The organism is Nocardia sp. NPDC004260 (assembly GCF_053603155.1).
In genome coordinates, this window is sequence record NZ_JBSGEZ010000175.1 from 1 (window position 1) to 4,509 (window position 4,509).

Genomic DNA, 4,509 nt, shown 5'->3' on the forward strand with positions numbered 1-4,509 from the left:
CTGGAGAAGCGCCGAGATGCCTGGACATTCATGAAGGCGCAGGTCGAGACGGTTTCCGCTGGTCAGGGGTGGGGTTCAAATCCCCTATCCTCCGCTGAAGAAGGGCCTGGTCAGGACGGTTTTACCCCCGTTCTGACCGGGCCTTTTCTCATTAGTGGCCGAACGCATCGCTGAGATGCCGGCGGAACCCAGTTCTGATGGTTGTGGCACCGCTGGACGGCGACCCGCCGGGGGCAGGCGCCCACTCCGGATCACTGGTTCAGGGACAAAGCCCTGTACTTGACTTGGCTGGCCGATGCTCACCTCGACGCGGGTAACTTGGAGAAGGCGCTCGCGCTCACCGAGAACGCCCTCGCTTCTGCCGAAAAAGTAGCGTCAGTCCGGCCGCTGGCTCGCATACAGCAGGTAGCGCAACGTATCGCCGGGCTACCTGGCGGCGCCCAGCTGTGGGCACGCGCAAGGGCAGCGAGGGTTCCTACTCCGACGCGTTTGTAGTGCGGGCCACCCAGCTCACGTATTCCTCTGGACTCCACTCGATGGGCTGGCCCACCAACTCGGGGTTGTCCCATGGATGCAGTTCCTTGATCCGTTCCGCGAGTTTGTCTCGCGTAGCCTCAGATGTGCGGAGCTCGATGCGCCACTCTTGTCCGTCACCAAGTTCGCCGAGATGCCAGAACACCGACTTGATCGGGCCCGTGATAGATGCCCCGGCCGCCAACCGCTCGCTCACCACCGCGCGAGCGATCTCTTGGGCTGCTTCCTCGGTCGGGGTGGTCGTTGTCACAGACCACACACTCGGGATCGCCATCACGCCAGCCTAAGCGACGGTCGCACGATCGGACTTGATCCTTTGATGCGAATTCGCCGCAGCACTCGACATGGCAAGTCCCGTGCCGAGCTTCTACACGGCTCCGGACCAGGTGGGCATAGACCGCCCGGCTCATCAGCTTCGAAGATGCGCGCCATGTCGGTCCGAACCTAGTGTCGTGGAACGGGCGGGGTCATATCATCTCGCCAAGAAGTCGGCGAGGGTGTACAACCGCACCGGCCATTACTAACCGTGGGCGCGGTGTCGAACTGCGGGAGCGGATGCGGCCACTGGTTGCCGCGACAGCATAGGAGCACATCTGCATGGTGCGGATCGGCGTCACCGGGCACATGAACATCACCGAGGCTACGGCGTCGTTGGTGTACGACGCGGTGCGTGCGCTGCTCGACGAGCACGATCCGCGCGAGCTGGTCGGAGTGAGTTGTGTTGCGCGCGGGTCCGATTCGGTGTTCGCGCAGGCGGTGCTCGATGCGGGCGGTCGACTGGAGGTGGTGTTGCCGTCCCGGAATTACCGCGAGCGGAAGGTGAAACCGGATCACGCCGAGCTGTTCGATGAGCTCGTGAAACGCGCGACCACCGTGCGTGTGATGGATTTCGACGACGCGGGCCGCGAAGCGTACGAGGCGGCCAACGATGTCGTGGTCGGGTCGGTCGATCGACTTGTCGCCGTGTGGGATGGCGATGCCGGGCAGCGGGCAGGCACCGGGACGGTGGTCGAGCTCGCGCGTGAACGTGGTGTGCCGGTCGATGTCGTGTGGCCGAACGGCGCTGCACGAAGCTGACGCCCCGTTCGTCCGATCTGGGCTGTGCGACTGCCCATTCCGATGGAATGATCTTCTCCGTGACTCAGTGGCTCCCGCTCTTCGGTTCTCTCATCGTTGCCATTGCGGCATTGGTCGGCGTGCTGGTCAACAACCGCACCAACCGTGCGGCGCTCACCGCCGCGGACGAGCGGAACCGGGTCACCTTGGACGCGGCGCAGCGCAATGTGGAGTCGACCAACGCGGCGGCCGAGCGGCGCGAGCACGACAAGTGGCGGCGGGAATCGGTGCTGACCGCGGTCTCGTCCGTGCTGTCGATTTCGAGCGACGTTCGCCAGCAGTTGTTGCATTGCGAACTCTGGGAGGCCGACGAGTTGGATGAGGTCGATGCGGAGATCCGGCAGATCATCACCGGCTCGCGAGGCTACATCAGCAACCTGCGCGTCGTGTCGCATCGCAAGATCCCCAATCGCTGCGAGGACCTGATGCGCACGCTCACCGCGGCGCTCAACATCAGTTTGCAGCGCCGCCGGATCGAATGCGACGGCGAGGCCACCGCCGAAGAGATCGCCGAGATCCAGGCGCTGTGGTCGCGGGCGATCGAGAACACCGTCGAGGAGGAGCGCTCGGTCATCAACGCCACCCGGCTCGAACTGGATATCAAGATATCCGCCGAAGTGCACCAGGCCGCGCCGCAGCCGGCCCTCGCTCGTTCTTGACCGGCGGGCTCGTCACACCGATGGCGACGCCCCAGCGGAGTCGACCCGCGTGAGGTGCGCTTCGAGCAGCGCGGCACGCAGGTGGGCGGCGTAGGCGTCGAGGTCGGGCAGCACCGCCGGGTCGGCGTGCAGCGAGATGGTGACGGTGTCGCCGAGTCCGTGCACGCCGTGGGTCAGATGCATGACGGAACCGAGGGCCGGGAACCCGGCCGTGAACCGTACCGCGCCGCCACCGAACGAAAGATCGGCTGGACCACGGTCGACACTCGAGACGACGGTGTGGCCTTCGATCGAGTCGGGCACGGCGTCGAGCGGGTAGCGATCCACGTCCCGGCGCAGCAGCGGGGCCGGCATGGCCGCGATGGCCCGGTCCTGCGCGGACAGCAGCGGGTGTTGTGCCCGGACGCGCCGGTCGGCGAGCGCCGCGGCGATCTTGTCGGCGCGCAGGCGCAGATCGGGCTCGTCGATGAACAGGTCGACGCCGAGGCCGCGATAGTTGTTGCGTGCGCGGCCGGCTTCGGGAAGCGCCATCGGCACCTGCGCACCGAGCCGCTGCACCGGCTCGCCCAGCTCGGCCAGGTAGCGGGCGAGCGCCAGCGACACCGCGGTCAAGACGACCACCGTGACGGTGCGGCCGGGCACCCGCAAGTCGGCGGAGGGGAATACCAGCATTCGAGCTTCGTGCCGCGAGATGCCTTGCGGTGAAGAACGATTCAGCACACTCGGCGGGAAACCGGCTGCGGGTGGCGGCACGTCACCCGACTCGGTCAGTTCCGCGAGCCGCCGCTGCGCCCGAAATGCCTGGTAACCGCGCACCGCGGTCGCGGCCACCCGGACCGGCGTGCGCAGCACACCAACCGCAGAGCCGACCAGCACCCCGACCGCCGACACGCTTGCCGACACCGCGTCACCGATCATCCGCCCCCGTGCGGTGACCTCTGGCCACCGCGCCTGGGTCTCCAGCCGCGATGCGGGCGCGGTCCTGGCGTCATCCGCCGAACCCGCCGCTTCAGGCGCCGCCGACTCCGTCCGGCTTCCGTCTTCGCCCGCGGGAGTCTCCGAGAACAACGCACGCGCGATCGCCGAGGACCGCCGCCCATCGGCCAGGGCATGGGACATCTGGAGCACCGCCACCAGCGCGGGCTCGCCTTCCAGCCCCGGCGCGTCGGCGACGGCACGGAACACGTGCAGCCGCCACGGGTGCGCGGCGGCATCGACTCCGGTGCCGAGCAGATCGCCGAGAACCTTCAGCAAGCACGACCAACTACGCTCCGGCAGTTGGTGTTCCACGAATTGCTCGGCGCCGAATTCACATCGGGTAATCGATGTCCGCGGGCAGTTCGCGCAGCCGGACCCGAAGGTCGTCGATCCGCGCGCTCCGTTCGGCGACGGCGGCGCGCAGTTCCACCGTGGGCAGTCCACGATCGGCGAAGCAATACAACAGAAAAAGGTCGTTGCGCGTACGTTCGGACAACCAATACATCGTCGCGTCCTGCGGTGCCATCGCGCTCACAGGTAAAACGATATCGACTCGGACCGGATCACCTCCGGCGGGCCGGAGCAATGTGAATGATCTTGTTCCACAATTCCGTCCGGAAAATCCCATCGATTCCGCCACGCGGCTCTGCTACCGTCTGTAGTAGGAACGGATACCACTCACCCAGGCGGGGTGTCGGCCATGGCTATAGATCTAGCTCGCAGAATCGCCAAACAAGCCGATGAGGCGGACCAGCGATATAGGGCCGCCGCGTTCGTCAAGCGGTCGATCAACAAGGTGTTCCCGACGCATTGGTCGTTCCTGCTCGGCGAGGTCGCGCTCTACAGCTTCATCATCCTGCTGCTGTCGGGCGTCTATCTGACACTGTTCTTCGACCCGTCCATGACGGAGGTCGTCTACAACGGCTCCTATCAGCCGATGCGTGGCGTCACCATGTCCCGGGCGTACGAGACGGCGCTGAATCTGTCCTTCGAGGTTCGTGGCGGCTTGTTCGTGCGGCAGGTGCATCACTGGGCAGCGCTGCTGTTCGCGACCTCGATCATCGTGCACCTGTTCCGTATCTTCTTCACCGGCGCGTTCCGCAAGCCGCGTGAGGCGAACTGGGTGCTCGGCTCGCTGCTGCTGATCCTGGCGATGTTCGAGGGCTTCTTCGGTTACTCGCTGCCCGACGACCTGCTCTCCGGCACCGGCCTGCGGGCCGCG

5 protein-coding genes and 1 pseudogene are annotated in these 4,509 nt (G+C 66.1%); 3 read left to right on the forward strand and 3 right to left on the reverse strand.

The genetic code is table 11. The annotated features are described in order from the left end of the window. Positions 1-475: 475 nt before the first annotated feature. Complete coding sequence (cutA, locus tag ACWEO7_RS38200) at positions 476-784, reverse strand: divalent-cation tolerance protein CutA (protein WP_452430576.1); 309 nt, start codon at positions 782-784, stop codon at positions 476-478. A 347-nt stretch (positions 785-1,131) separates the two neighbouring features. On the opposite strand from cutA, the gene ACWEO7_RS38205 reads away from it, so the two are divergent. Further along, positions 1,132-1,611, forward strand: a complete 480-nt coding sequence (locus ACWEO7_RS38205) for a hypothetical protein (protein WP_452430578.1) — start codon at positions 1,132-1,134, stop codon at positions 1,609-1,611. Continuing rightward, positions 1,584-2,309 (forward strand): hypothetical protein, encoded by a 726-nt coding sequence (locus tag ACWEO7_RS38210; protein ID WP_452430579.1) that lies wholly within the window; start codon positions 1,584-1,586, stop codon positions 2,307-2,309. Before ACWEO7_RS38205 ends, ACWEO7_RS38210 begins: the two co-directional genes overlap by 28 nt. Positions 2,310-2,321: 12 nt before the next feature. Here ACWEO7_RS38210 and ACWEO7_RS38215 read toward each other — a convergent pair. Beyond that, positions 2,322-3,449, reverse strand: a pseudogene (locus tag ACWEO7_RS38215) (WS/DGAT domain-containing protein); the annotation flags it as partial. Positions 3,450-3,618: 169 nt separating this feature from the next. After that, the gene (locus ACWEO7_RS38220; protein WP_452430581.1) at positions 3,619-3,822 is read right to left on the reverse strand and encodes a hypothetical protein; all 204 of its coding nucleotides are present in this window, start codon (positions 3,820-3,822) and stop codon (positions 3,619-3,621) included. A 165-nt stretch (positions 3,823-3,987) separates the two neighbouring features. Between ACWEO7_RS38220 and ACWEO7_RS38225 the strand changes: the two genes are divergently transcribed. Further along, on the forward strand, positions 3,988-4,509 hold a 522-nt coding region (locus ACWEO7_RS38225; RefSeq protein WP_452430583.1), incomplete at its 3' end, for a cytochrome b N-terminal domain-containing protein.